This is a genomic window from Nocardioides psychrotolerans (assembly GCF_943371775.1).
Taxonomy (GTDB): Bacteria; Actinomycetota; Actinomycetes; order Propionibacteriales; family Nocardioidaceae; genus Nocardioides; species Nocardioides psychrotolerans_A.
In genome coordinates this window covers 1-26,405 of sequence record NZ_CALRWD010000068.1, presented here as the reverse complement: position 1 = coordinate 26,405, position 26,405 = coordinate 1, and the positions used below count along the sequence as shown (strand labels likewise).

Annotated in this window: 25 protein-coding genes; 22 read left to right on the top strand and 3 right to left on the bottom strand. The window is 69.1% G+C overall.

Annotated elements, in window-relative coordinates; translation table 11 throughout:
* Positions 1-53 precede the first annotated feature (53 nt).
* Positions 54-914 carry a PAC2 family protein gene (locus AAG827_RS17095; protein ID WP_341927384.1) on the bottom strand — a complete coding sequence of 287 codons (861 nt, stop codon included), beginning with the start codon at positions 912-914 and terminating at the stop codon, positions 54-56.
* 172 nt (positions 915-1,086) lie between these two features.
* Between AAG827_RS17095 and metH the strand changes: the two genes are divergently transcribed.
* From metH to AAG827_RS17070, 5 genes are all read left to right on the top strand, one after another.
* On the top strand, positions 1,087-4,824 hold the full coding sequence (gene metH, locus AAG827_RS17090; protein ID WP_341927383.1) for a methionine synthase: 3,738 nt from the start codon (positions 1,087-1,089) through the stop codon (positions 4,822-4,824).
* 2 nt (positions 4,825-4,826) lie between these two features.
* Positions 4,827-5,504 (top strand): HAD family phosphatase, encoded by a 678-nt coding sequence (locus AAG827_RS17085; protein WP_341927382.1) that lies wholly within the window; start codon positions 4,827-4,829, stop codon positions 5,502-5,504.
* A 158-nt stretch (positions 5,505-5,662) separates the two neighbouring features.
* Entirely contained in the window at positions 5,663-6,034 is a 372-nt protein-coding gene (locus AAG827_RS17080) for a hypothetical protein (RefSeq protein ID WP_341927381.1), read from the top strand.
* 11 nt (positions 6,035-6,045) lie between these two features.
* The gene (locus AAG827_RS17075) at positions 6,046-7,320 is read left to right on the top strand and encodes a sensor histidine kinase (RefSeq protein ID WP_341927379.1); all 1,275 of its coding nucleotides are present in this window, start codon (positions 6,046-6,048) and stop codon (positions 7,318-7,320) included.
* Positions 7,313-7,942 carry a response regulator transcription factor gene (locus AAG827_RS17070; RefSeq protein WP_341927378.1) on the top strand — a complete coding sequence of 210 codons (630 nt, stop codon included), beginning with the start codon at positions 7,313-7,315 and terminating at the stop codon, positions 7,940-7,942. The genes AAG827_RS17075 and AAG827_RS17070 overlap by 8 nt, the downstream gene beginning before the upstream one ends.
* A 153-nt stretch (positions 7,943-8,095) precedes the next feature.
* Here AAG827_RS17070 and AAG827_RS17065 read toward each other — a convergent pair whose 3' ends face one another.
* The gene (locus AAG827_RS17065) at positions 8,096-9,025 is read right to left on the bottom strand and encodes a PD-(D/E)XK nuclease family protein (protein ID WP_341927377.1); all 930 of its coding nucleotides are present in this window, start codon (positions 9,023-9,025) and stop codon (positions 8,096-8,098) included.
* Positions 9,026-9,114: 89 nt separating this feature from the next.
* On the opposite strand from AAG827_RS17065, the gene AAG827_RS17060 reads away from it, so the two are divergent.
* The 4 genes from AAG827_RS17060 to arc all read left to right on the top strand — a co-directional run bounded on the left by AAG827_RS17060 (position 9,115) and on the right by arc (position 13,937).
* Complete coding sequence (locus AAG827_RS17060; protein ID WP_341927376.1) at positions 9,115-10,248, top strand: M50 family metallopeptidase; 1,134 nt, start codon at positions 9,115-9,117, stop codon at positions 10,246-10,248.
* Between the two features lie 108 nt (positions 10,249-10,356).
* Complete coding sequence (locus AAG827_RS17055; RefSeq protein ID WP_341927385.1) at positions 10,357-11,277, top strand: tRNA (adenine-N1)-methyltransferase; 921 nt, start codon at positions 10,357-10,359, stop codon at positions 11,275-11,277.
* A complete protein-coding gene (locus tag AAG827_RS17050; RefSeq protein WP_341927375.1) occupies positions 11,274-12,005 on the top strand; it encodes a glutamine amidotransferase in 732 nt (243 codons plus the stop codon). Before AAG827_RS17055 ends, AAG827_RS17050 begins: the two co-directional genes overlap by 4 nt.
* 177 nt (positions 12,006-12,182) lie before the next feature.
* Positions 12,183-13,937, top strand: a complete 1,755-nt coding sequence (gene arc / locus AAG827_RS17045) for a proteasome ATPase (protein ID WP_341927374.1) — start codon at positions 12,183-12,185, stop codon at positions 13,935-13,937.
* Between the two features lie 128 nt (positions 13,938-14,065).
* Here the strand turns inward: arc and AAG827_RS17040 are convergent, their stop codons facing one another.
* Entirely contained in the window at positions 14,066-14,689 is a 624-nt protein-coding gene (locus AAG827_RS17040; protein ID WP_341927373.1) for a class I SAM-dependent methyltransferase, read from the bottom strand.
* Between the two features lie 208 nt (positions 14,690-14,897).
* Between AAG827_RS17040 and dop the strand changes: the two genes are divergently transcribed.
* The 13 genes from dop (at position 14,898) to AAG827_RS16975 (ending at position 26,389) form a co-directional block, all read left to right on the top strand.
* Positions 14,898-16,406 (top strand): depupylase/deamidase Dop, encoded by a 1,509-nt coding sequence (gene dop, locus AAG827_RS17035; protein WP_341927372.1) that lies wholly within the window; start codon positions 14,898-14,900, stop codon positions 16,404-16,406.
* 156 nt (positions 16,407-16,562) lie between these two features.
* A complete protein-coding gene (locus AAG827_RS17030; protein WP_341927371.1) occupies positions 16,563-16,760 on the top strand; it encodes a ubiquitin-like protein Pup in 198 nt (65 codons plus the stop codon).
* Positions 16,757-17,611 (top strand): proteasome subunit beta, encoded by an 855-nt coding sequence (prcB, locus tag AAG827_RS17025; RefSeq protein ID WP_309650669.1) that lies wholly within the window; start codon positions 16,757-16,759, stop codon positions 17,609-17,611. Before AAG827_RS17030 ends, prcB begins: the two co-directional genes overlap by 4 nt.
* A complete protein-coding gene (gene prcA / locus AAG827_RS17020) occupies positions 17,608-18,501 on the top strand; it encodes a proteasome subunit alpha (protein WP_341927369.1) in 894 nt (297 codons plus the stop codon). Before prcB ends, prcA begins: the two co-directional genes overlap by 4 nt.
* The gene (locus AAG827_RS17015) at positions 18,498-19,037 is read left to right on the top strand and encodes an NUDIX hydrolase (protein WP_341927368.1); all 540 of its coding nucleotides are present in this window, start codon (positions 18,498-18,500) and stop codon (positions 19,035-19,037) included. Before prcA ends, AAG827_RS17015 begins: the two co-directional genes overlap by 4 nt.
* Positions 19,038-19,200: 163 nt before the next feature.
* Complete coding sequence (locus AAG827_RS17010; RefSeq protein ID WP_341927367.1) at positions 19,201-20,208, top strand: hypothetical protein; 1,008 nt, start codon at positions 19,201-19,203, stop codon at positions 20,206-20,208.
* 90 nt (positions 20,209-20,298) lie between these two features.
* The gene (gene pafA, locus AAG827_RS17005) at positions 20,299-21,660 is read left to right on the top strand and encodes a Pup--protein ligase (protein ID WP_341927366.1); all 1,362 of its coding nucleotides are present in this window, start codon (positions 20,299-20,301) and stop codon (positions 21,658-21,660) included.
* 158 nt (positions 21,661-21,818) lie between these two features.
* A complete protein-coding gene (locus tag AAG827_RS17000) occupies positions 21,819-22,754 on the top strand; it encodes an FKBP-type peptidyl-prolyl cis-trans isomerase (RefSeq protein ID WP_341927365.1) in 936 nt (311 codons plus the stop codon).
* 63 nt (positions 22,755-22,817) lie between these two features.
* The gene (locus tag AAG827_RS16995) at positions 22,818-23,798 is read left to right on the top strand and encodes a WYL domain-containing protein (RefSeq protein ID WP_341927364.1); all 981 of its coding nucleotides are present in this window, start codon (positions 22,818-22,820) and stop codon (positions 23,796-23,798) included.
* Positions 23,795-24,769, top strand: a complete 975-nt coding sequence (locus AAG827_RS16990; RefSeq protein ID WP_341927362.1) for a WYL domain-containing protein — start codon at positions 23,795-23,797, stop codon at positions 24,767-24,769. The genes AAG827_RS16995 and AAG827_RS16990 overlap by 4 nt, the downstream gene beginning before the upstream one ends.
* Before the next feature lie 48 nt (positions 24,770-24,817).
* Complete coding sequence (tatA, locus tag AAG827_RS16985; RefSeq protein WP_341927361.1) at positions 24,818-25,132, top strand: Sec-independent protein translocase subunit TatA; 315 nt, start codon at positions 24,818-24,820, stop codon at positions 25,130-25,132.
* 28 nt (positions 25,133-25,160) lie between these two features.
* Positions 25,161-25,997 (top strand): twin-arginine translocase subunit TatC, encoded by an 837-nt coding sequence (gene tatC / locus AAG827_RS16980; protein ID WP_341927360.1) that lies wholly within the window; start codon positions 25,161-25,163, stop codon positions 25,995-25,997.
* Entirely contained in the window at positions 25,994-26,389 is a 396-nt protein-coding gene (locus AAG827_RS16975; protein WP_341927358.1) for a hypothetical protein, read from the top strand. Before tatC ends, AAG827_RS16975 begins: the two co-directional genes overlap by 4 nt.
* Positions 26,390-26,405: the final 16 nt, after the last annotated feature.

The window sequence follows — 26,405 nt, the reverse complement described above, 5'->3', positions numbered from 1 at the left end:
GTGCGGTTGGTGACCAATCCGCAACCCCTGGGCGCCTGAGCCAGCCCAGCCGCTCAGCCAGGCCCAGGGTCCTCGTCGGAACGCCGCTTGAGGTAGCGCTCGAACTCGCGGGCGATGGCCTCACCGGAGGCCTCGGGCAGGTCGGCGGTGTCGCGGGTCTCCTCGAGGCTGCGCACGTAGTCGGCGACGTCCTCATCCTCCTCGGCCAGCTCGTCGACGCCGCGCTCCCAGGCGCGCGCGTCCTCGGCGAGGTCGCCGAGGGGGATGCTGACCTCGAGCAGGTCCTCGAGCTGGCCGATCAGCGCCAGCGTCGCCTTGGGGCACGGCGGCTGTGCGACGTAGTGCGGCACCGCGGCCCAGTAGGACACTGCCGGGACGTCGAGCTTCACGCAGGCGTCCTGGAAGACGCCCACGATGCCGGTCGGGCCCTCGTACGTCGACTGCTCGAGCTTGAGCCTGTCCACGAGCTCGGGCTCGGTCGCGGTGCCCGTGACCGGGATCGGGCGGGTGTGAGGGGTGTCGGCCAGGAGCGCCCCCAGCGTCACGACGAGCTCGCCACCGAGCTCGTCGACGGCCGCGAGCAGCTCGGCGCAGAACTGCCGCCAGCGCATCGACGGCTCGATGCCGCGGATCAGGATCACGTCGCGATCCAGGTCCGGGGGAGAGGCGATCGCGATCTGGGTGCTGGGCCAGGTGAGGCGGCGGTAGCCGTTCTCGTCGGTGCCGACCACGGGCCGGTTGACCTGGAAGTCGTAGAAGTCCTCGGGATCCACGGCTCCGACCACCCGGGCGTTCCACACGTCCATCAGGTGGTCGACGACCCCGGACGCGGCGTCGGCGGCGTCGTTCCAGCCCTCGAACGCCGCGATCACCAGGGGATCCACCAGGTCGGGCGCGTCCTCGATCTCGATCACCGGGGAAGCCTAGTCCGGGTGTCACGGACCGGACGCGAGGACCGCCGAGGATTTCACCCGGTGATTCGGCCGGTGTCACCATTCGGGAAACAAGTCCACGTCTTGGGACGTGGTTCCTACGCTGGAGGGCCGGCACCCGAGAGCGGCGCCGGACCGTCCGAGAGGAGTTCCGTTGTCTCGATCGCGCGACCTACGCCCCGACGCCACTGAGGCGCTCACTGCCACCCTGCAGGAGCGGATCATGGTGATCGACGGAGCCATGGGGACGGCGATCCAGCGGGACCGCCCCGACGAGGCCGGCTACCGGGGTGATCGTTTCGCCGACTGGCCCAGCGATCTCCAGGGCAACAACGACCTCCTGACGCTCACCCAGCCCGAGATCATCGCGGGCATCCACCGCGAGTACCTCGAGGCGGGCGCCGACCTCATCGAGACCAACACCTTCAACGCCAACGCCATCTCGCTGGGTGACTACGGCATGGAGGAGCTCGCCTACGAGCTCAACTACGAGTCGGCCCGCCTGGCGCGCGCCGAGTGCGACGCGATGACCGAGCGCACCCCCGACCGCCCGCGCTACGTCGCCGGCGCCTTCGGCCCCACGACCCGCACGGCCTCGATCAGCCCCGACGTCAACGACCCCGGCGCCCGCAACGTGAGCTACGACCAGCTCGTCGCGGCCTACATGGAGGCCGGCCGAGGCCTCCTCGACGGCGGCTCGGACCTGCTCTTCATCGAGACCATCTTCGACACCCTCAACGCCAAGGCCGCGATCTTCGCCGTCGAGACCCTCTTCGAGGAGTACGACCGCCGCTGGCCGGTCATCATCTCCGGCACCATCACCGACGCCTCCGGCCGCACCCTCTCGGGTCAGGTCACCGAGGCGTTCTGGGACTCCGTGCGCCACGCCCGCCCGTTGGCGGTCGGCCTCAACTGCGCTCTCGGGGCCAAGGAGATGCGTCCCTACATCGCCGAGATGTCGCGTCTCGCCGACAGCTTCGTCTCCTGCTACCCCAACGCGGGCCTGCCCAACGCCTTCGGTGAGTACGACGAGGCGCCCGAGGAGACCGCCGCGATCATCGCGGAGTTCGCCGACAGCGGCTTCGTCAACCTCGTCGGTGGCTGCTGCGGCACCACGCCGGCGCACATCGAGGCGATCGCCCAGGTCGTCGCCGACAAGCCGCGGCGTGAGCCTGTCGTCGTACGCCCGGCCATGCGTCTCTCCGGCCTCGAGCCCTTCACCATCGACGAGCAGAGCCTCTTCGTCAACGTCGGCGAGCGCACCAACATCACCGGGTCGGCCAAGTTCCGCAACCTGATCAAGGACGGCGACTACGACACCGCTCTGGCTGTCGCCCTGCAGCAGGTCGAGAACGGCGCGCAGGTCATCGACGTCAACATGGACGAGGGCATGATCGACGGCGTCGCCGCGATGGACCGCTTCCTCAAGCTGGTCGCCTCGGAGCCCGACATCAGCCGGGTCCCGGTGATGGTCGACTCCTCCAAGTGGGAGGTCATCGAGGCCGGCCTCAAGTGCGTCCAGGGCAAGCCGATCGTCAACTCCATCTCCATGAAGGAGGGCGAGGAGGCGTTCCGCGCCCAGGCCCGCCTGTGCAAGAAGTACGGCGCCGCCGCGGTCGTCATGGCCTTCGACGAGGACGGCCAGGCCGACAACCTCGAGCGTCGCAAGGCGATCTGCGAGCGGGCCTACCGGATCCTGGTCGACGAGGTCGACTTCCCGCCCGAGGACATCATCTTCGACCCCAACGTCTTCGCGGTCGCGACGGGCATCGAGGAGCACGCCTCCTACGGGCTGGACTTCATCGAGGCCACCCGCTGGATCAAGCAGAACCTGCCGGGCGCCAAGGTCTCCGGCGGCATCTCCAACGTCTCCTTCTCGTTCCGGGGCAACAACCCGGTCCGCGAGGCGATCCACGCGGTCTTCCTCTTCCACGCCATCAAGGCGGGGCTCGACATGGGCATCGTCAACGCCGGAGCGCTGGTCGTCTACGACCAGGTCGAGACTGAGCTGCGCGAGCGGATCGAGGACGTCGTGCTCAACCGGCGTCCCGACGCCGCCGAGCGGCTGCTCGAGATCGCGGAGGAGCACAACAAGCAGGGCGAGAAGGTCGAGGCGGCCGCGGAGGAGTGGCGCGAGCTGCCCGTCGGCGAGCGCATCACCCACGCGCTGGTGAAGGGCATCGACGCCCACGTCGAGTCCGACACCGAGGAGCTCCGCACCGAGATCGCGGCTCGCGGCGGCCGCCCGATCGAGGTCATCGAGGGCCCGCTCATGGACGGCATGAACGTCGTCGGCGACCTCTTCGGCGCCGGCAAGATGTTCCTCCCGCAGGTCGTGAAGTCGGCGCGCGTGATGAAGAAGGCCGTCGCCTACCTCATCCCCTTCATCGAGCAGGAGAAGCTCGACAACCCGGAGTACGCCACCGCCAAGGAGACCAACGGCACGATCGTCATGGCCACGGTCAAGGGCGACGTCCACGACATCGGCAAGAACATCGTCGGTGTGGTCCTGCAGTGCAACAACTACGAGGTCATCGACCTCGGCGTCATGGTCCCGCCGCAGAAGATCCTCGACGCAGCCCAGGAGGTCGGCGCCGACATCATCGGCCTCTCCGGCCTGATCACCCCCTCGCTCGACGAGATGGTCACCCTGGCCACCGAGATGCAGCGTCAGGGCCTGACCATCCCGCTGCTGATCGGGGGAGCGACCACGTCGCGCGCCCACACGGCTGTCAAGGTCGACCCCAAGTACGACGGCCCCGTGGTCTGGGTCAAGGACGCCTCCCGGTCCGTCCCGACCGCGGCCGCGCTCCTGCACGAGGACCGACGCGCCAAGCTCATGGCCGATGTCAAGGAGGACTACGACGCCCTCCGCGCCCGTCACGCGGGCAAGAGCGAGCGCAAGCTGCTGTCCTACGACGCCGCGAAGGCCAATGCGACCCCGATCGACTGGGACGGCTACGTGCCGCCTGCTCCGAAGCAGCCCGGGATCCACGTGCTCGAGGACTACGACATCGGTGAGCTGCGCGACTACATCGACTGGCAGCCGTTCTTCAACGCGTGGGAGATGAAGGGCAAGTTCCCCGACATCCTCAACAGCCCGACCGCGGGAGAGACCGCGCGCAAGCTCTACGACGATGCCCAGCAGATGCTGGACCGGATCGTCGAGGAGAAGTGGCTGACCGCCAAGGGTGTCTACGGCTTCCTGCCGGCCAACGGTCGTGGTGACGACACCGTCACCTGGACCGACGACACCCGGGAGACCCCCGGTGTCGTGCTCCACCACCTGCGCCAGCAGGGTGATCACCGCCAGGGCGTGCCCAACCGGTCCCTGGCCGACTTCGTCGCGCCCGAGGAGACGGGGTTGGCCGACCACGTCGGTGGCTTCGCCGTCACCGCGGGGATCGGTCTCTCCGAGCGGGTCGAGGCTTACAAGGCCGACCACGACGACTACAACGCCATCCTCATCGAGTCGCTGGCCGACCGGCTGGCCGAGGCCTTCGCCGAGCGGCTGCACGAGCGGGTCCGCACGGAGTTCTGGGGTCACGCGGCAGACGAGCAGCTCACCAGCGAGGACCTGATCGCCGAGCGCTACACCGGCATCCGCCCCGCCCCGGGCTACCCCGCGTGCCCCGACCACACCGAGAAGCCGCTGCTCTGGGAGCTGCTCGACGTCGAGGCCGCGACCGGCATCACGCTCACCGAGTCCATGGCGATGTGGCCGGGCGCCTCGGTGTCGGGGTGGTACTTCAGCCACCCGCAGTCGCAGTACTTCGTCGTCGGGCGCATCGGTCGCGACCAGGTGGCCGACTACGCCGAGCGCAAGGGCTGGACGATCGCCGAGGCAGAGCGCTGGCTCTCGCCCAACCTCGGCTACGACCCGGAGGACTGAGCATGAGCGCGCAGCCGAGCGCCGAGGCCGAGCACTCGCCGGCCGCTGTCCTGTGGGACATGGACGGCACCCTGGTCGACACCGAGCCCTACTGGATCGAGACCGAGTTCGAGCTCGCGGCGACGTACGGCGGCACCTGGAGCCAGGAGCACGCCCTCGCGCTGGTCGGCAACGACCTGCTCACCTCCGGTCGCTACATCCGCGAGCACATGGGCATCGCCCTGGAGCCCGAGAAGATCGTCGAGCTGCTCCTCGACGGGGTGGTGGCCAAGGTGGAGCAGCACGTGCCCTGGTGCCCCGGAGCCCGGGAGCTGCTGCTCTCGTTGTCCGACGCAGGGGTGCCGCTGGCGCTCGTGACGATGTCCTACGAGCGGTTCGTGGCCCCGATCCTGCGCGAGCTGCCGCCGGAGACCTTCACGGTCGTCGTGACCGGGGACCAGGTCGACAACGGCAAGCCCCACCCGGAGCCCTACCTCACGGCGGCTGCCGCCCTGGGCGTCGCGCCGGAGGACTGCGTCGCGATCGAGGACTCCAACACCGGCACCACCTCCGCGGAGGCCGCCGGCTGCCAGGTCCTGGTCGTGCCCAACCACGTGCCGGTGGCCCCCGGCGTACGCCGTCACCTCCGCGCCGACCTCACCGAGGTCACGATCGCGGAGCTCGGGCGCCTCGTGTCCTGACCCGTTTGGGGGACGCGGGCTGGTCATGGTCCTAGTACTCCTGGACAATGTCCTTCGAGCCATCCCCTGCGTCATCATGAGCGCACTCCGGGGATCGCGTCCTCGCGAGATCCCAGTAGGAGTAAGTCACCATGTCGCCCCGGTCCACCCTCGTCGTCATGCTCAGCTTCGTGCTGGGTGTAGCGGCCCTCGTCACTGCGCCTTTTGCGGCGGCGAGGGACGACGGGGAAGTAGTGGATCGGGGCGCATGCTCCGACGGCAGCCAGAAGCGCTTGCGCATCATTCCGGATGACGAAGGTCGTCTCGACGTCATCGGTGTCGTGTGGAGCGACGACGAGGACCTCTGGGAATGGCGCATGACACACGACGGGGACTTCTCCGCCAAGGGTGAGATCCGGGCCAAGGATTCTGACCTGTCCCTGCGCGTGCGTCGTTCGATGCTGGACTTTCCGGGGATCGACAACGTGGCCTTTCGCGCGGAGAACACCCGCACCGGCGAGGTCTGTCGCATCGACCTGGACGTCCCCTGATCCGCTCCCTGGTGAAGAATCCCATCGCGCGATTTCTCGCGATCGGGGCCGTGACGCTCATCGTTCTCATCGTCGGCACCAACGTCCTTGCCGGCCAGGCCGCCAATCGTGAAGCCCTCGCAGAGGCCAGCCTCATCAACGAGGTGCTCGCGGAGTCCGTCGCCAATCCAGCCATCACCGCAGGCATGGTCAAGGGCAACAAGGGTGCGCTGGACCGGTTCGACCGCACCGTTGTAGACCGGCTGGACGTGGCTCCGCTGACTCGGGTGAACATCTGGTCGCCGGATGGCGTCATCCTCTACTCCGACATTCCCGCTCTCCGCGGACGGAACTTCGGACTCTCATCGGTGCAACAGGACGTGCTCGAGCGCGGTGGGACCGATCAAGTGACGGTCGCGGCTGGTCGACCCGAGACCGAGTTGACTCAGGGAACCGACGGAACCGTTCAGATCTTCACGCGGATCGAGGCGCGAAACGGTGCAGAACTGCTGTTCGAGGGTTATTACTCGCTGGACGACATCGAGGAGCGGCGACAACAGATCTATACCCCGTTCCAGCTCATCACAGTGGGCGCGCTACTGGTGCTGCTTCTCCTGGTTACCCCCATTCTGCGAGTCTTGACGAGGCAGGTCAGCACCGCCGCTGAAGAACGCGAGCGTCTTCTGCGCGGAGGACTGGAGGCCTCCGACGCTGAGCGCCGTCGCATCGCACGAGATCTTCACGACGGTGTGGTGCAGGACCTCGCCGGGACGTCCTTCTCGATAGCAGCGGCATCTCGCGAGCCGAATCTCTCGCCGACGGTGAAGACGTCGCTCACAGCTGCCAACCAGGCCATCCGCGACACGCTGAAGTCCCTTCGTGCACTCCTCGCCGAGATCCACCCGCCCGAGATCCACGCCGAGGGCCTCGCCGCCGCTCTGGAGGACCTGACAGCGCCGGCGAGCGCCCTGGGCATCCAGGCCTCGATCAGCGTCGAGGGCGCCGAGACCGCGACCGACCAGCAGGCGGCCCTGGTCTGGCGGGTGGCACAGGAGGCGGTGCGCAACGCGCTGCGCCACGCGCAAGCCTCGACCATCGCGGTCACCGTCCGCAGCGACGGCAAGGTCCTCGTGCTCGAGGTGGTGGACGACGGCATCGGCTTCGCCGCCGATGCCGCCCCTGCCTCGGACCGCTACGGTCTGAGAGGGATGGCCAGCCTGGTCAGGGACAGCGGCGGGAGACTTCGAGTGGAATCGGCAGCAGGCGAGGGGACCGCCGTACGGCTCGAGGTGGCCGTCGATGAGTGACGCCGTCACCCCCATCCGCGTCGTCCTGGTCGACGACCACGCCGTGATCCGGCTCGGGATGGGCCAGCTCCTGGCCGCCACGGACGACATCGTCGTCGTGGGGGAGGCCGGCGACGGCGCCGAGGCGATCGAGGTCGTCGAGCGCACGCGCCCCGACGTCGTCCTGATGGACCTCCAGATGCCCGGGATGGACGGGGTCAAGGCCACCCGCCACATCGTGAGCGCCAAGCTCGCCGACGTGCTGGTCCTGACCTCCTTCTCCGACAGCGAGCGGATCTTCGGGGCCCTCGACGCAGGTGCTGTGGGCTACCTCCTCAAGGACGCGGACCCCGACGACGTCCTCAACGGCATCCGCGCGGTCAGCCGCGGCGAGTCGCCCCTCCATCCCCGCGCCGCCCGTGCCCTCATCGGCACCCGGGCAGGGTCTGCCAACGTGCAGCTCACCGGACGCGAGTCCGAGGTCCTGGGGTTGGTCAAGGAAGGGCTCGCCAACAAGCAGATCGCCCGACGACTCGGTATCAGCGAGCGCACCGTCAAGGCCCACCTGACCTCTGCCTTCGCCCGGATCGGTGTGAGCGACCGCACCCAGGCGGCGCTGTGGGTCGAGCGCAACGGCCTCTGACCTCACGTGTCCGCGGCGACTCCGTTGCTGCGGTTTGGTCACACTCCGTGCTGCTTCGGCGGCTCGGCCTGCCGTTGGTGACCAATCCGCAGTGAGCGGGCGGCTGGCCCGGCCTGACCCTCGCGGCTTGTGGTTGGTGACCAATCCGCAGGTCTAGGACGATGCAGGCTGTGGTTGGTGACCAATCCGCACGTCGGTGACGAGCGGAAGCGGCGGCGGCGTGCCACCCCACTCAGGACACAGCGCCTGATGAGCACACCAGTCGCAGAGCCGGCTGCGCCGAGGCTGCCAGTCACCCGTGTCGCGAGCGAGCCGGATCGCGGCCCAGATCGCCTCGACCTTCCGCTCGGTGGCGAGCAGGTCCTGCTCGTCGGGGACGTAGCGCAAGAGCTCGCCGTTGCCGAGGTAGACCAGCTGCAGCATCGCCGGCACCACGCCACGCGTGCGCCACAGCACCAGCGCGTAGAACTTCATCTGGAAGAGCGCCTTGCCCTCGAATCCCTCGGCTGGCGACCGGCCGGTCTTGTAGTCGACCACGCGGATGGCCCCGTCCGGGGCGACGTCGATCCGATCCACGAAGCCGCGGAGCAGCAGGCGGGAGTCGAGCAGTGTCTCGACGTAGAGCTCGCGCTCGGCCGGCTCGAGACGCTGCGGGTCCTCGAGGCCGAAGTAGCGGTCGATCACCGTCCGGCAGGTCGCGAGCCACGACACCACGTCGGGCCCCTCGCTGCCGAACATCTCCGCCACGCCCGGCTCGGCGTCCAGGAGCGCGTCCCAGGCCGGCATCAGCAGGTCACGCGCCCGCTCCGGCGTACGCTCCAGCGCCGGAAGGTCGAAGAGGCTCTCCAGGACCTTGTGGACCACCGTGCCCCTGATCGCGTCGGGCGAGGGAGGCTCGGGCAGCCGGTCGATCGTGCGGAAGCGGTAGAGCAACGGGCAGGTCAGGAAGTCCCCGGCCCGGCTGGGAGAGAGGGCGCCCACGACCTCGACCCCGTCGACCGGGGTGGACACGACATCGGCGGGGGAGGGTGCGGCCTCGGTCACCGGGGCACGCTCGGCACCCCGGCCGCCGACCTCGCTCATCCTCGCCTCACGCTGCCGAGCCTAGGGGAGGGCGCCGACACAGCCGGTGCGCCCAGGGCGGGCGGGGTGCGGTCGGCTAGATTCGACACGTGTCCGAGCCCGCGCAGCGCCGAGAGCCCCGCCCCGCCGGGACGTTCAAGCTCGGCACCATCGCGGGCAGCGACGTGCTCGTCTCGTCGTCGTGGTTCCTCATCGCCGCGCTCATCGCCTTCCTGATGGCGCCACGCGTGGAGCAGGTCCAACCTGGCCTCGGTCCGTGGAAGTACGTCGCCGGGCTGACCTTCGCGGTCGTCCTCTACGGCTCGGTGCTCCTGCACGAGGCATCCCACGCCGTCGTCGCGCGACGCTTCGGCTTCCCGGTCAAGTCCATCACCTTGCACTTCCTCGGCGGGATGACCGCCATCGAGGGGGAGTCGCGCACCCCGCGCCAGGAGTTCTGGATCGCCGTGGTGGGGCCGCTCACCTCGATCGCGGTCGGGCTCGCGGCCCTGGGCCTGTGGTTCGTCACCCCCGACGGCCTCCTGCTCATGGCGGTCGAGGGTCTCGCAGGCGCCAACCTGCTGGTAGGCGTGCTCAACCTCGTGCCCGGGCTGCCGCTCGACGGCGGCCGCGTCCTCAAGTCCGCTGTCTGGCGCGCCACCGGCGATGTGCACCGGGGCACGATCGCGGCCGCGTGGGGTGGCCGCGTGACGGCGTTCGTCGTACTGCTCTACCCGCTCGCCCAGGAGCAGCTCTTCGGGCGTCCACCTGACATCTTCGACTTCGTCCTGTCCTTCGTGATCGCCACGTTCCTGTGGGCGGGCGCCACCCAGGCCATGACGTCGGCACGGCTCCGCTCGCGCCTCCCGTCGCTGCGGGCCCGTGACCTTGCGCGGCGTACGCTCTCGGTCCCCGACGACCTGCCGCTCGCCGAGGCCGTACGACGTGCCCAGGCCGCCGAGGCCGGCAGCATCGTGACGGTCACCGGGAGCGGCAAGCCCGTCGGCGTCGTCAACGAAGCCGCGTTGCTGGCGACTCCGGAGGACCGCCGCCCCTGGGTCGCCGTCTCCACCGTCGCGCGCACCCTGGAGGCAGGGCTCTCCATCCCGGTGGGGCTCTCCGGCGAGGCACTGATCCAGGCGATCCAGCGCGCACCCGCGGCCGAGTACGTCCTGGTCGAGGAGGACGGCACGGTCTACGGCGTGCTCGCGACCGCCGACGTCGACCGGGCCGTGCGGCAGTAGCCGGTACGTCGGTCCTCGTGGCGCTGGCAGTAGGGTTCCGCGGTGTCCTCGACTACTCCTGATGCCGCCCCCTCCACCGACGACGTCGCCCCCCAGGCGTGGTCAGGGGTGCACCGCGGCCCCCTGCGGGCCGGTGAGTGGGTGCGCCTGGTCGACACCAAGGGCCGCAAGCACAACATCTGCCTCGAGGCGGGCAAGTCCTTCCACACCAACCGGGGAGGGATGTCCCACGACGACCTGATCGGGCGTGAGGAGGGGTTCACGATCACCTCGACCTCGGGGGGGCAGTACCTCGTGTTCCGACCCCTGCTGTCGGAGTTCGTGGTCTCGATGCCGCGCGGCGCCGCGGTGGTCTACCCCAAGGACGCCGCCCAGATCGTGGCGATGGCCGACATCTTCCCCGGGGCCGACGTCGTCGAGGCCGGGGTCGGGTCCGGCGCCCTCACCTGCTCGTTGCTGCGCGCCGTCGGTCCCTTCGGGCACGTGACCTCCTACGAGCGGCGCGAGGAGTTCGCCGACGTCGCCCGCAAGAACGTGCACCAGTTCTTCGGCGCCCCGGACGGCGAGACCCACCCGGCCTGGTCGCTGGAGCTGGGTGACCTCGCCGAGGAGCTGCCCCGCTCCGGGAAGCGCGCGGACCGGGTGATCCTCGACATGCTCGCCCCGTGGGAGTGCGTCGAGGCCACCGCTGACGCGCTGCGGCCCGGGGGGATCGTCTGCGCCTACGTCGCCACGACGACCCAGCTGTCCCGCTTCATGGAGACCGTGCGCCTGCACGGCGGCTTCACCGAGCCGCAGGCCTGGGAGTCGCTCGTGCGTGACTGGCACGTCGAAGGCCTCGCCGTACGCCCCGGGCACAAGATGATCGGTCACACCGCCTTCCTCGTCACCGCGCGCCGCATGGCGCCGGGGGAGAGGGCGCCGCGCAAGACCAGGCGCCCGGCTCCCGGCGCCTACGGCCCCGACTACACCGGCCCGCGGCCTGCCGACGTGCCCGAGGTCGAGGCTCCGGGGACCGACGAGTCGTGAGGCCCTTCCTCCTGCTGTCGATCCGGGCCGAGCCGGAGGCAGCGGAGGAGGAGCGCGACGCGTTCACCCGACTCCTCGAGGTCGGCTCCGCCGGGCTCGAGCGACGCGAGCTCGGAGCGACTGCTCTGGGCCGGGTGGACCTGGACCGGTGGTCCGGCATCGTCCTGGGCGGTGGCGCGTTCTGCATCTCCGACCCTGAGGCGACGAAGACGATCCAGCAGCGTTGCGCGGAGGAGGACCTGGCCGTGGTGCTGGACCAGGTCGTCGCCGCCGACTTCCCGTTCCTGGGCGCCTGCTACGGCATCGGAACCCTGGGGCGGCACCAGGGAGGTGTGGTGGACCGGTCCTACCCGGAGCCGGTCGGCCCGTTGTCCGTGACGGTGAGCGCGGAGGGTGCCTCGGACCCGCTCTTCGCCGGCCTGCCGCAGACCTTCTCGGCGTACGGCGGTCACAAGGAGGCGCTCGCGGTCGTCCCCGACTCCGCCACGGTGCTGGCGACCTCGGCGGCCTGTCCGGTCCAGGCCTTCCGGGTCGGGGCCAACGTCTACGCCACCCAGTTCCACCCGGAGCTCGACCTGGAGGGGATCAGGACCCGGATCGCGGTCTATGCCGGACACGGCTACTTCGACCCCGCCGAGGTCGTCGCCCTGCAGACAGCGGCCGCCGCGGTCCAGGTGGACCATCCCGGGTTGCTGCTGCGCAACTTCGCGAGACTGCACGCGCGCTGACCGTGGGTCTGCGGTTGGTGACCAATCCGCAGGCCCTGGGGTCGCGGCGCTGCGGTTGGTGACCACTCCGCAAGCCGACGCGGCGCGCGTGGTGCAAAACGGTGACCAACACCGACGCATATCCCCTTCGCTTGTATGGCCACCCCGGTAAGGTCACAAGAACAGGAGGTGGACCTCATGTCGTCGACAGATGGTGTGTCCAGCGGTAGCGGTCGTAACAGCGGCGAGCTCGAGAGCCAGGTGCGCTTCCTCGAGTCCGAGGTGACTGAGCTGCGCCGGCGTCTCAACGAAGCACCCACGCAGTCTCGCGGTGTCGATCTTCGTCTGGCCGATGCCCAGCGTTCCTTGTCAGCCGTGACCTCGCAGAACGAGCGGCTCGCGGAGACCTTGCGTGAGGCTCGCGACCAGATCATGAAGCTCAAGGAGGAGGTCGACCGGCTCGCCCAACCGCCGGCCGGATTCGGCACCTTCCTGACCCGCAACGAGGACGACTCGGTAGACGTCTTCACGGGCGGTCGCAAGCTGCGCGTCAACGTCAGCCCCGGTGTCGAGCTCGACGGGCTCCGCCGCGGTCAGGAAGTGATGCTCAACGAGGCGCTCAACGTCGTCGCCGCGTTCGACTTCGAGCAGGTCGGCGAAGTGGTGATGTTCAAGGAGCTGCTCGCTGACGGTGAGCGCGCGCTCGTGATCGCCAACGCCGACGAGGAGCGCGTCGTACGCCTTGCGGAGCCGCTGCTCCAGGAGACGATCCGGGCGGGCGACTCGCTGCTGCTCGACTCGCGAGCGGGCTACGTCTACGAGAAGGTGCCGAAGTCCGAGGTCGAGGAGCTCGTCCTCGAGGAGGTCCCGGACATCGCCTACGAGTCGATCGGTGGCCTCGCCGGGCAGATCGAGCAGATCCGCGATGCCGTCGAGCTGCCCTACCTGCACCCCGAGCTCTTCAAGGAGCACCAGCTCAAGCCGCCCAAGGGCGTGCTGCTCTACGGGCCCCCGGGATGTGGCAAGACGTTGATCGCGAAGGCGGTCGCCAACTCGCTGGCCAAGAAGGTCGCCGCCAAGACGGGCCAGGAGGGGAAGTCCTACTTCCTCAACATCAAGGGTCCCGAACTGCTCAACAAGTACGTCGGCGAGACCGAGCGCCACATCCGCCTGGTCTTCCAGCGAGCGCGGGAGAAGGCCAGCGAAGGCACCCCGGTCATCGTGTTCTTCGACGAGATGGACTCCCTCTTCCGCACCCGCGGCTCGGGCGTCTCCTCCGACGTGGAGAACACGATCGTGCCGCAGCTTCTCAGCGAGATCGACGGCGTGGAGCTGCTCGAGAACGTGCTGGTCATCGGCGCCTCCAACCGCGAGGACATGATCGACCCCGCCATCCTGCGACCCGGTCGGCTCGACGTGAAGATCAAGATCGAGCGACCGGACGCAGAGTCCGCGCGCGACATCTTCACCAAGTACCTGCTGGCCGAGCTGCCGTTGCACTCGGACGACCTGGCCGAGTTCGGTGGCGACCGGCAGGCGTGCGTGGACGGGATGATCCGGGCGACGGTGGAGCGGATGTACACCGAGACCGAGGAGAACCGCTTCCTCGAGGTCACCTATGCCAACGGTGACAAGGAGGTCCTCTACTTCAAGGACTTCAACTCCGGTGCCATGATCCAGAACATCGTGGACCGTGCGAAGAAGATGGCGATCAAGGACCTGCTCGACCACGACCAGAAGGGACTGCGCGTCTCGCACCTCCTTCAGGCCTGCGTCGACGAGTTCAAGGAGAACGAGGACCTCCCCAACACCACCAACCCCGACGACTGGGCCCGCATCTCCGGCAAGAAGGGCGAGCGCATCGTGTTCATCCGCACGCTCATCACCGGCAAGCAGGGCACCGAGCCCGGTCGATCGATCGACACGGTGGCCAACACCGGTCAGTACCTCTAGCCCGACCATCCTGTCGCGGCCGGTCGCTCTGCGGCCGGCCGTCGGCACGTCGTTAGGGTTGTGCGGTTTGGTCACCAACCCCACGCCCATGGCCCCGGCTGTTGCGGTTGGTGACCAAACCGCAGCCCTCAGCGGGGCGTGGCGCGGCCCAGGTAGCCATACGACCAGGGACGGGCGAGGCGCGGCCCGGGGAGGTACTCGGCCGAGAGGTCCACGATCTCCAGACCGGCCGAGCGCACCAGGCTCGCGATGTCGCGGGTGAGATGACAGCCTCCGGCGACGCGTCGTTGAAGCGGCTCCAAGCGAGCCTGCCAGGCTGCGACGCCGGCCTGCGGCGCCAGGCCGTGCTCCAGGAAGTGGAAGCTCCCCGCCGGCCTCAGGACCCGGCGTACCTCGGTCAGGGCCAGCTCCACGTCCGGGATGGTGCACAGCGTGAAGGTGCACAGGACCACGTCGTACGACGCGTCGCTCGCGGCAAGACGTTGACCGTCGAGGCCGACACGCTCAACGGGCACCGGACTGGCGCGGCGGCGCTCCTCGGACAGCGACCAGCCGAGGTCGGAAGGCTCGACCGCGGCCAGGGTGGCCACGGCCGAGGAGAGGTGGGGCAGGTTGAGGCCACTGCCGAAGCCGAGCTCGAGCACGTCGCCCGAGATCCCGGCGCACGCCCGTGCCCGCAACGCCTGGATGTCGGGGGCGCTCAGCGCCCGGTCGACGAGTCGCGGGACGACCCGTTCTTCCCATCTGCCCATCTGTCGACTCCTTCGCCACCTCCGGGGGTGAGCCCCCCGGAGGACCCAGCGTGCTACAGATGTCGGGCGCCGTCACCGTGGCGGTCGCAGCTCGAAAGGTTGCCCGTGAAGATCCTCATCATCATCGTCGTCGTCCTCGTGATCATCTACCTCGCCCAGATGGTGCTCCGCAAGCGCTGAGCCTGACCGCGGCACGTACGCTCGACCCATGAGCGTCCGGCGAGTGATGGGCACCGAGGTCGAGTACGGCATCTCTGTCCTGGGACAACCCCTGGCCAACCCGATGGTGGCCTCGTCCCAGGTGGTGAACGCCTATGCGTCCGCCACGGTCAAGGCTCGCCGGGCGCGGTGGGACTTCGAGGAGGAGTCGCCGCTGCGCGACGCCCGCGGTTTCGACATGGCACGCCAGGTCGCGGATCCGAGCCAGCTCACCGATGAGGACCTCGGCCTCGCCAACGTGATCTTGACCAACGGGGCCCGGCTCTACGTGGACCATGCCCACCCCGAGTACTCCACGCCCGAGGTCACCAGTCCTCGCGACATCGTCTTGTGGGAGAAGGCCGGCGAGCAGGTCATGCTCGACGCCCAGCGTCGGGCGGGCCAGCTTCCGGGCGGTGCCCAGATCGCGATGTACAAGAACAACACCGACAACAAGGGCGCGTCCTACGGCACCCACGAGAACTACCTGATGCGCCGCAGCACGCCGTTCGCGGACATCGTGCGCCACCTGACGCCGTTCTTCGTGAGCCGGCAGGTCGTGTGCGGGGCCGGGCGGGTCGGGATCGGCCAGGACGGTCGCCAGCACGGCTTCCAGGTCAGCCAGCGCGCCGACTTCTTCGAGGTCGAGGTCGGACTGGAGACCACACTCAAGCGCCCCATCATCAACACCCGCGACGAGCCGCACGCCGACCCCGACAAGTACCGACGCCTGCACGTCATCATCGGCGACGCCAACCTCTCGGAGATCTCGACCTACCTCAAGGTCGGGACGACCTCGTTGGTGCTGGCGATGATCGAGGACAAGTTCATCGGGTCCGACTTCAGCGTCGACGGTCCGGTCTCGGCCCTGCGAGAGGTGTCGCACGACCCGTCGCTGAGACAGACCATCACCCTCGGCGACGGCCGCACCCTGACCGCCGTGCAGCTGCAGCTGGAGTACCTCGACCTGGCGAAGAAGTACGTCGAGGACCGGCTCGGCTCTGACGCCGACGCCCAGACCGTCGACGTCCTCGCACGCTGGGAGTCCGTCCTCGACCGCCTCGAGCGGGATCCGATGCTCTGCGCCCGCGAGCTGGACTGGGTGGCCAAGCTCCAGCTCCTGGAGCAGTACCGCGACCGCGACGGCCTGGCCTGGGACGACGCCAAGCTCGCGCTGATCGACCTGCAGTACTCCGACATCCGCCCCGAGAAAGGCCTCTACAACAAGCTGGTCGCCGCAGGGCGCGTCGACCGGCTCCTCGACGACGTCGAGGTCGAGCGCGCCATGCACGACCCGCCGACCGACACCCGCGCCTACTTCCGCGGCAGGTGCCTGGAGAAGTACGCCGAGCACGTCGCCGCCGCCTCGTGGGACTCGGTCATCTTCGACCTGCCGGGGCGGGAGTCGCTGCAACGCGTTCCCACCGTCGACCCGCTGCGCGGCAGCAAGGCGCACGTCGGTGAGCTGCTGGACCGCTGTGACACCGCCGAGCAGCTGTTTGCGGCCTTGACTCGCTGAGGTCTAGCAGTGCGGTTTGGTCACCAACCGCATGCCAAGCCGTCCATGTCCTGCGGTTGGTGACCAAACCGCGACCCGCCCCGGACTGCGGATTCGCGGCGATCCCGCTGCTCGAGCCTGTCGAGCCGACTGGGGGTGAGTGGATAGGGTCGGGACATGGCCCAAGAGCAGAAGCAGCCGCGCAAGTCCTCGGAGACCGAGGAGGCGGCACAGGTCGCCCCCGAGACGGACGTCGCCGAGCGCAAGGAAGCCCTGGACGGCGACATCGACGCGATCCTCGACGAGATCGACGAGGTCCTGGAGTCGAACGCCGAGGACTTCGTGAAGTCGTTCATCCAGAAGGGTGGCCAGTGACAGACCCGCGCCTGCCCGCCGCCTACCTGCAGCCGGGGACCTCGTCGTTCAGCGACTTCCTGTCCTCGCAGTCCCCGGACCTCCTGCCGGGGCGGCGCGCGCTGCCCCAGGGGCAGGCGGGCGACCTGGCCCCGCACGGGACGACGATCGTCGCGGCGACGTTCCCCGGCGGTGTCGTCATGGCGGGTGACCGGCGCGCGACGATGGGCAACATCATCGCCCAACGCGACATCGAGAAGGTGTTCCCCTCCGACGAGTACTCCGTCGTCGGCATCGCCGGTGCCGCGGGCCTCGCGGTCGAGATGGTCCGGCTGTTCCAGACCGAGCTCGAGCACTACGAGAAGATCGAGGGCACGACACTCTCCATGGACGGCAAGGCCAACCGGCTCGCCGCCCTGATCCGGGCCAACCTGGGGATGGCGATGCAGGGCCTCGCCGTCGTACCCCTCTTCGCCGGCTACGACCTGCGCCAGGGCCACGGGCGGATCTTCAGCTATGACGTGACCGGGGGACGCTACGAGGAGCAGGCCTTCTTCTCGGTCGGCTCCGGCTCCCTGTTCGCCAAGGGATCGCTCAAGAAGCTCTACCGCGAGGACCTCGACGAGACCGGCTGCGTGACCGCGCTGGTCCAGGCGCTGTACGACGCGGCCGACGACGACTCCGCCACCGGCGGACCTGACCTCACGCGCCGGATCTTCCCCGTCGTCCGGGTGATCACCGCCGACGGTGGACGACGCGTTCCCGACGAGGAGGTCGCGGAGATCGCCGACCGGGTGATCGCGGGGCGGATGATCCGGCCCGACGGCCCGGGGGCACCCCTGACCGGCGGCACGACGGGAGGCACCCGATGAGCATGCCCTTCTACGTCTCGCCCGAGCAGCTGATGAAGGACCGGGCGGACTTTGCGCGCAAGGGCATCGCGCGGGGTCGCTCGGTCGTCACGATCCAGTACGCCGAGGGCGTTCTCTTCGCTTCAGAGAACCCTTCACAGGCCCTGCACAAGGTGTCGGAGATCTACGACCGGATCGCCTTCGCTGCCGTGGGTCGCTACAACGAGTTCGAGAACCTCCGCATCGCCGGCGTACGGCTTGCCGACATGCGTGGCTACGCCTACGACCGTCGCGACGTCACCGGTCGCGGGCTGGCGAATGCCTACGCGCAGACGCTCGGGACGATCTTCTCCAGCGGTGGCGAGAAGCCCTACGAGGTCGAGCTCTTCGTCGCCGAGATCGGCGACACGGCCGACGAGGACCAGATCTTCCGTCTCACCTACGACGGACAGGTGGCTGACGAGCAGGGCTTCGCCGTCATGGGCGGCGCGTCCGACATGGTCGCGAAGTACATCAAGGAGCACTACCAGGCGGACCAGTCGCTCGAGAGCGCCGTGCGTCTCGCGGTGGCTGCTCTCGGTCACACCGATGACGACGACCGCGTCATCGACGTGGACCACCTCGAGGTGGCCATCCTTGACCGCACCCGGACCCAGCCCCGCAAGTTCGTCCGGCTCAGCCCGACGCGCTTGTCCACGCTGCTCGGCGAGCGCGGTCCCTCCACCGCGGACGAGGCGGATCCGGAGGACACCCGACCCGGCACGGCATCCAGCGCGGGGGGCCCGGACGACCCCAGCGACCCCACGGACCAGACCAGCGGGCACGTCCCGCCGCTCGAGGACCCCGTGACCGGTGAGCCGGAACCGCCTGTGGCGCCGCCTCCAGGTGGGGCCGGCGGCCCCGCTCTGTGAGGGACGACGGTGTCGCGGGCTGGGAGCGGGTGGGTGAGGACCGGCCCGTCTACACCGGCTACACGCACGTCGTACGTCGTCGGATGCGCCAGGCCGACGGTCGTGAGAGCGACTGGGACCTGATCGAGAGTCCCGACTCCGTCGTGGTGCTGGCCCTCACTCCTGAGCAGCAGGTCGTCGGCATCCGGCAGTTCAGGCCTGGGCCCGACCGGGTGATGCCCTCGTTGCCCGGCGGGCTGATCGACGACGGGGAGAGCGTGCTCGACGCAGCCGCCCGTGAGCTGCGCGAGGAGACCGGGTATGTCGGGACGGGGTGGAAGGTTGTCACCCGCACCACCCCCTACAAGAGCACCGAGAGTCGCTGGGTGACGATCGCGCACGACTGCACCCGGTCCGCTGCGCAGTCCCTCGACGAGCACGAGGACATCGCGGTGACGCTGCTCTCCCTGGCACAGCTGCGCGACGAGCTTCGCTCCGGCGGTTTCGGCACCACCGACCAGGCCTATCTGGCGCTGGATCACCTGGGCCTGCTCTGAGGGGCCCGGGGCTGTGGTTTGGTCACCAACCGCAGCCGTCGATGGCCTGCCCTTGGGGTTGGTGACCACACCGCAAGCAGCGTTCGAGGGGACGCACCGACCGGGATCCACAGGCTCGGACACGCCGCGTTTGGCGATGTCGCCGCATGCCGATCATGTCGCCATGACCGAGACCTCCGAGGATCAAGCTGAGCCGCACTGGCGCCGGTTGACCCCTGAGCAGGTGGGCGACGCCCAGCGCGGAGAGGTACGCACTGCCGGACACCGCCGCGTGAGCTTCGGGCTCTACCGCTCAGAGACCCAGGGCGACCAGTGGTCCGAGCTGGTCATGGATCTGAAGGCCTTTCGTCTGGTGCTGCCCGAGGGGGCAGCGTTCACACACGTGACGGGCGCACGGATCCGCGGCTGGCACCTTCCCCAGCTGCCGAGTCAGGTCCCGGTCTTCGCCTCTGCCCCGGGTGACGTGGTGCGACCGCGACGCCCGGGCCTGATCGTGTCGCGGCTGGTCAGTGACGCCCCCAACGAGACACGGCACGGCCTGCCCGTCGCCGCGGCCGAGGAGATCCTGCTCCGAGCGAGCCGTGATCTCGGGACTCTCGACATCGCCATCATGATCACGTCTGCGATGCGGATGGGCGACATCGACCAGCAACGCATGGACAGTCTCCTCGCCTCCCGCAGGCCCGGCGTACGACGTCTGCGTGCCGCATGGCAGCTGGCCGACAAGAGGTGCGAGTCGCCCGGCGAGGTGCTGCTGAAGATCCTCCACGACGTCTGCGACGTCGAGACCGAGCCGCAAGTCGAGCTCTTCGACGACCAGGGGACGTCGCTTGGTCGAGCGGACCTGCTCCTTCGGGGGACGCGCCACGTCCACGAGTACGACGGCGGGCACCACCGGAACAAGGACCAGCACCGCGCCGACCTGAGACGCGAGCGTGGTCTCGCACCGCACTACACAAGGCGAGGGTTCACCCTCGACGACCTGACCAACCATCCGCTCACGGTCATGCACGAGCTGGACCGGCTCCTGGATCGGCCTCATCAGCTGCGACGGCTCCAGCGGTGGCGCTCGCTGGTGCGCGCGTCGTGCTACTCCGAGGAGTGCCGAGAGCGGCTGCACATGCGATGGCAGCGGCTCACGGGTCAGGTCGAGTGGCAGCCCACGGGCTAGGTCCCATGGGCTGCGGTTTGGGACCAAACCGCAACCATGTCGCGCCTGCAATGAGCAGACGGGCTGGATCGTGGGCCGTAGGGTCTGGGTGTGGACCGACGGATCTTCGGCATCGAGAACGAGTACGGCGTAACGTGCACGTTCAAGGGCCAGCGGCGCCTGAGTCCCGACGAGGTCGCGCGCTACCTCTTCCGCAAGGTGGTGAGCTGGGGCAGGTCGAGCAACGTGTTCCTGCGCAACGGCGCCCGGCTCTACCTCGATGTCGGCAGCCACCCCGAGTACGCCACTCCTGAATGCGACGACATCGCCGAGCTCGTGACGCACGACAAGGCCGGTGAACGTGTCCTCGAAGGCCTGCTGCTCGATGCCGAGCAACGCCTCCACGACGAGGGCATCCAGGGAGAGATCTACCTCTTCAAGAACAACACTGACTCGGCCGGCAACTCCTACGGCTGCCACGAGAACTACCTGGTCGGTCGAGCAGGGGAGTTCAGCCGGCTGGCGGACATCCTGATCCCCTTCCTGGTGACGCGGCAGATCGTCGTGGGCGCTGGCAAGATCACCCAGACGCCGCGGGGCGCGTCCTTCTCGGTGTCGCAGCGTGCTGAGCACATCTGGGAGGGCGTCAGCAGCGCCACCACGCGCAGCCGCCCGATCATCAACACCCGCGACGAGCCGCACGCGGACGCGGAGAAGTACCGACGCCTGCACGTCATCGTCGGTGACTCCAACATGAGCGAGACCACCACCATGCTCAAGGTCGCCAGCTGTGACCTGGTGCTGCGGATGATCGAGGAGGGCGTGGTGATGCGCGACCTCACGATGGAGAACCCCATCCGCGCCATCAGAGAGATCTCCCACGACATGACGGGCCGTCGCAAGGTGCGGCTGGCCAACGGTCGGGAGGCGAGTGCCCTGGAGATCCAGGGTGAGTACCTCTCCAAGGCGCGTGACTTCGTGGACCGTCGCCAGATCAGCACGCCCCTCATCGAGCGTTCGCTGGACCTCTGGGAGCGGGGCCTGAAGGCCGTGGAGTCCGACGACCTCGGTCTGGTGGACCGTGAGCTCGACTGGGTGATCAAGTGGAAGCTGATCGAGCGCTACCGGGCCAAGCACGGCCTGCCGCTGGGTCACCCCAGGATCGCGCAGCTCGACCTGGCCTACCACGACATCCACCGCGGCCGCGGTCTCTACTACCTGCTCGAGAAGCGGGGTGCCGTGGCCCGGGTCAGCACCGACCTGAAGATATTCGAGGCCAAGTCGGTGCCACCCCAGACGACGCGAGCCCGCCTGCGCGGTGAGTTCATCCGCAAGGCGCAGGAGCGCCGACGCGACTTCACCGTGGACTGGGTGCACCTCAAGCTCAACGACCAGGCGCAGCGCACCGTGCTGTGCAAGGACCCGTTCCGGGCCCATGACGAGCGCGTGCAGCGGCTCATCGACGGCATGTGATCTTGCGGGGAGTTGTGGTTTGGTCACCTACCGCAATCCGGGGGCCGCGCCACCTGTGGACGGTGACCAAACCGCAGGCCGCGAGACCTGTCGGCACTTCTCAGGCACGGCTTGTAGGGTGACGGCGCCGTACTGACCTGCTCCCGAAGGACCTCTCTGTGCTCTCGCGTCTTCGTCGCCCTGCGACCCTGGCCGTCTCTGTCCTGCTCCTGACGACCCTCGCCGCGTGCGGCGACGACACGCAGGAGGCGGCGTCGGGGCTCGACCGGCTCGAGGCCGTCAGCGTGAGCGGTGACCAGGGCAAGCAGCCGAAGGTGACCTGGAAGGACCAGATGTCGGCGGACGACATCGAGGTCGAGACCCTGGTCGAGGGTGACGGGGAGGTCGTCGCCGAGGACGACCAGGTGACGGTCAACTACTGGGTCGGCAACGGCTTCACCCAGCGCAAGACCTTCAGCACCTACGACGGCGGCGGCCAGCCCGAGACCGTGACGGTCAACGACGAGCTGCTCGCGGTTTTCAAAGACGCCCTGCTCGACCAGACCATCGGGTCCCGTGTCGCCGTGACGGCCTCCGCGCCCGAGGCCTTCGGGGAGGCGGGCAACCCGCAGCTCGGCATCGGCAACCAGGACTCGGTCCTGGTCATCGTGGACCTGATGGAGCTCTACGAGGACCCGAAGCCCGTCGACGTGCCCCAGTCGAAGATGCCCAAGATCGTCGAGGAGAAGGGCAAGCCCACCGCCCTGGACTTCACCGGGCTCCCGGAGCCGAAGGCCGACGGCGACCTGATGCGCACCGTCCTGCGGGAGGGCAAGGGCAAGGTCCTGACGACCGACCTGAAGGTCAAGGTCAACTACCTGGGATCGGTCTACGACGCGGACGTGCCCTTCGACGAGAGCTTCTCCGGCGAGCCGCTCTCCCTGGACCTCTCCGGCTTCGTCCCGGGCTTCACGTTCGGCCTCGAGGGTGTGAAGGCCGGCAGCCGGGTGCTGCTGGCCATCCCGCCGGCACTGGGCTACGGCGCCCAGGAGCAGGACAACATCCCGGCCAACAGCACGCTCTACTTCGTGGTCGACATCATCTCGGCCGCCTGACGCTGGCCCAGGACGCCTGACCCACCCGCCCGAGCAGCTTCTCGACCTGCAAGGATCCACATCATGGCCGGCAGCAAGAGCGAGCGACTGCTCAACCTGCTCATCATGTTGCTCGTCCAACGGCACTTCGTGCCGAAGGAGCGGATCCGCAGCATGCTCTACGCCGACTCCTCGACCGACGCCTTCGAGAAGATGTTCGAGCGCGACAAGGAGGAGCTGCGCAGCCTCGGCGTCCCCGTCGAGGTGGGCAACATGGATGCCTACTTCGACGACGAGCCGGGCTACCGGATCCGACCCGACGAGTTCGCCCTTCCCGACATCGATCTCGAGCCCGACGAGGCCGCCGTCATCGGCCTGGCCACCAAGGTCTGGGAGCACGCGCGGCTCGCCCAGGCAACGACCGAGGTCGTGCGCAAGCTGACCGCCCTCGGCGTCCCCGTCGACGTCTCCGCCCTCGACATCGCCCAGCCCCGCCTCAGCGCCGACGAGCCGGCCTTCGACGTGTTCTTCGAAGGCGTCCAGGAGCGCAGCGTCGTCGAGTTCGACTACGGCCGCACGGGCCAGGCCAAGACCACCAGGCGCCGCCTCCAGCCGTGGGGCGTCGCGCGCTACTCGGGACGCTGGTACGTCGTCGGCCTCGACCTCGACCGCGGCGCCGAGCGCGTCTTTCGGCTCTCCCGTGTCCAGGGCACCGCACGCAAGGTCGGCCAGCCCGGCGCCTACGAGGTGCCCGCCGGCACCGACGTCAGCGAGGTCGCCCGACGACTAGCGCCCCCGCCGAGCACCGAGCGGGCCGTCGTCCTGGCGCGCGCCGGTGCCGGCGTACCCCTGCGACGCGACGCCGACGAGGTCCACGAGGGGGTCCCTGGCCCCGACGAGCGCACCACCTGGGACCGCCTTGTCCTCACCCGCGCCACGGTCGGGCTCACCGACGACCTCCTGGGCTACGGTGCCGACGTGTACGTCGAGGAGCCGGCCGCGGTGCGCGAGGCACTGGTGGCGCGGCTCACGGCGGCCCTCGCCGCACCCGAGGGCAGTCCGTGAGCACCCCACCGCCCGGCGCCAAGGACCAGGTGGCGCGCCTGCTGACGCTGGTGCCGTTCCTGCACACCCACGGCCAGGTCCGCATCGATGACGCCGCTGCGGCCCTCGGGGTGCCGGCCGACCAGCTCGTCACCGACCTGATGGTGCTCCTGATGTGCGGGCTGCCCGGCGGCTACCCCGACGACCTGATCGACGTCGACCTCGACGCCCTCGACGCCGGTGTCATCCGGGTGTCCAACGCCGACTACCTCGCCCGCCCGCTCCGGCTCAACCCCACCGAGGCCTCCGCCATCATCGTGGCGCTCCGGGCCCTGCGCGACGGGGCCAAGGACGAGACCCGCGAGGTGGTCGACCGGGCGTTGGCCAAGCTCGAGGTCGCGGCGGCCGAGGCCGGCGGCACCGGACACATCGACCCCGGCGTCGATGCGGGAGACGCCGACCGTGCGGTGCTCGCCGTACGCCTGCGTGAAGCGGTGACCGCCCAGCGACAGGTGCGGCTCACCTACTACGTGCCCACCCGCGACGAGGAGTCCGAGCGGGTCGTCGACCCCCGGGCGGTCACGACGCACGGTGGTCTCGCCTACCTCGACGCGTGGTGCCACAGCGCGGAGGCGCCCCGCCTCTTCCGTCTCGACCGGATCGCCGATGCCGTGGTGCTGGACACGCCGGTCGCCGAGCCCACCGCCGAGCCGCGCGACCTGGGGGAGGGGCTCTTCACGTCCTCCTCGGAGACGACCCCCGTGACGCTGCGGCTGCAGGCGCCGGCGCACTGGGTGACCGAGTACTACCCCGTCGAAGCCGTCCGCCGACGCCGTGGCAACGTCCTCGAGGTCGACCTCCAGGTCGCCGACGAGCGCTGGCTGACACGACTCCTGCTGCGCCTGGCGCCCCACGCCGAGGTGGTCGCTCCCGCCGCCTACGGCACTGCCTTCGCAGCAGCTGCACAGGGCGCACTAAATCTGTATGCCTGACCCGCGACGTACTATGACCATGCAACGACACCGACAGATGAGGTCACGATGATCAACCCGATGATTGGTATGCCCCAGGGAGCCGAGTGGCTGGTGATCCTGGCCATCGTCGTGCTCGTGTTCGGAGCAGCGAAGCTGCCCGACCTCGCCCGTGGCACCGGCCAGGCCCTGCGCATCTTCAAGGCCGAGACCAAGGGCCTGAAGGACGACGACGACACGACCGAGGACGAGGCGACCCCGCCGGCCCCCAAGGCCGAGATCCCGCCCGCCGCGCCCGTGACCCCCGCTGCCCCGGTCGACCCGGCCCCGTCCGTGGCCCCCGTGACGCCGAGCAGCGAGCAGACCGACACCCGCAACGGCTGAGACGCGGGTCGGCTGAGAGCATCTGCGCGTGCGCATCACTGGAATCGTCCAGCTCTTCGTCGGCAAACCGGTCCACCCCGTCGGTGCTGACGGGCGTATGGCCCTGTCCGACCACCTCCGCGAGCTCCGGGCGCGGATCCTCAAGATCGCGCTCGTCGTCATCGTGGGCCTCGCGGTCTCGCTGGTGTTCTTCGACCAGCTCTTCGACCTCGTCTACGGCCCCTACGAGCAGGCCCAGGAGGCGCTGCCCAACGGCACGACGGTGCCGACGACCTCCGGGGCCGGAGCCGGCCTGCTGCTCTACCTCAAGCTGTGTGGGCTCGCCTCGGTCGTGTTGACCAGCCCGATCTGGCTCTACCAGATCTGGGCGTTCATCCTGCCTGGCCTCCACGCCAAGGAGCGCCGCTGGTCGCGGGTATTCGCCGCCATCGCGGGCCCGCTGTTCCTCGCCGGCATCTTCCTGGGTTATGTCACCCTGCCCAAGGGCCTCGAGATCCTGATCGGCTTCACCCCCGACGGCCTGACCAACCTCGTGGAGTTCAACGACTACCTCAGCTTCTTCAGCCGCACCCTGCTGGTCTTCGGCATCGCCTTCGAGATCCCGCTCTTCGTCGTCCTGCTCAACCTCGCCGGGGTCGTGTCCGGCAAGGCGCTCGGGGCGCACCGACCCTGGATCATCGTCGGGGTCTTCGTGTTCGCCGCGGTCGCCACTCCGTCGGCCGACCCGTTCACGATGACGCTCATGGCAGGCCCGATGGTGGTGCTGTTCCTCATCTCCGAGGTCATCGCCCGCTACAACGACCGGCGCAAGGCCAAGCGCAACAAGTACGCCGGGCTCTCGCCCGACGAGGCGTCCCCCCTGTGACGACTATCGACTCGGTCGAGGTGGACCCGTTCGACCTGCCCGAGTGGCTGGGGGAGCGTGACGTCGTCTGGACCTCGGACGCGGGCCTGCGCACCGGCTACCGGGTCCCCGGCCGGCTCGTCTCGGCGCCCGACGAGATTGCCTGCGACCTGCTGGCGGTCGACGAGGCCTATCCCGAGCCCGTGACCGCGACCCCGCTGCGATCAGCCGCGCACCAGGCCTGGCGGCACGGACAGATCCACCTGGCGTCGTACGACGGCAGGCTGGCGCTGCTGGTGCCCGGCACGTCCTTCGACGCCGACCGTGCGCTCGAGGCCGTGGGTCGGCTGGCCAAGGCTGTCGGTGCCTCGCCGGTGCGCTACGCGGTCCAGCTGCGGGTCGGTCAGCGCTGATCCGGCCCGGACCTGC